The sequence below is a fragment of the Chryseobacterium contaminans genome, assembly GCF_001684955.1.
In the GTDB taxonomy this organism is placed as follows: domain Bacteria; phylum Bacteroidota; class Bacteroidia; order Flavobacteriales; family Weeksellaceae; genus Chryseobacterium; species Chryseobacterium contaminans.
Map to the genome: position 1 here is coordinate 1 of NZ_MAYF01000226.1, position 1,015 is coordinate 1,015.

Sequence of the window (1,015 nt, forward strand, 5' to 3'; positions counted from 1 at the left end):
TGAGAAAGCGTTTAAGGGTAGTTTTTTTGAGCTTTTTGGGCGGCTTCGGCTTAAATTTCAATTTCATGAGGTGGTCATTAGCGCAATGGCTTTCTCTTTTATTTTGGCGGCTTCCGCTTTGGGCAGGAAGTCTTCGTTGGACAAAAATATAAAATCCATCTGATGATTGTAGGTACTTGTCGTCAGAGTGTTCGAGTTCAGCCACGGGAAGGCAACCGTAGGACTGAAAATAGTTTCAATGCTGAAATTTTTGTAATCGTTCGGGATATTGATCCTGCCCATATTGGAGAGGGTTACATCATGGCCGCCATTGCTGGATTTGAGCATGGAGATCATACGGTCAACAATCGGGTGCATCTGTTCACCCATCCACAGCAGTTCGCGGGCTTCCATTTTTCCTATTTTCTGAGTAAGGTCTTCTTTAATCTGTCTGGCATTGTTCAACAGATTGGAGCTTCCTTTCTTAATAGCAAGATCCACCGTTGGAGCAAAGGCAAATAAATGATCCTCTTTGATCTCCGGAATAAAATGACGCACATCTACCGGACTGATGACTTTCCCTTTGGCTTCTTTCCCTTTTACTTCCCGGAATGCCTGCATGAAGGCAGAACAAAGCAAAGCATGTACGGAAATGCCATTGACTTTACATTTTTCAGTGATTTGGGACGTTGTGGCCTTATCCAGCTTTTGGTGAAGAACATAGTCTTTTCCAAGGTTTCTCTTTTTGCTTTTCTGTTGCATCATAAAGAAGAACCTGGCAAAGATCAGATAAAGTTTAGCTTTGAATTTCTTACTTTTTACATTAAAGTTGGAAGGGAGAAATTCATCTACTGAAGCGAAAGGCTCGTAAGGTTCTAGTTCCAAAGAAGGATCATCCAAAAGCTGAAGAAGTTCCTTCATTAAAGTCACTCCGGTGGTTCCGTCTGAAATACAATGAGGGATGGCCCAAAAGACTTCAGAAACATCCTGTCCTCTTACCCATACTACACGGGCAAGCGGTGTTTTCTCTTCCTCA

The 1,015-nt window shown here is 42.5% G+C and carries 1 protein-coding gene; it reads right to left on the reverse strand.

Going from position 1 to position 1,015, the window contains the following annotated elements:
• Positions 1–63: 63 nt before the first annotated feature.
• Positions 64–1,015, reverse strand: a 952-nt coding sequence (locus tag BBH99_RS12635; protein ID WP_066696189.1) for a phthiocerol/phthiodiolone dimycocerosyl transferase family protein, incomplete at its 5' end; no start/stop codon positions are given.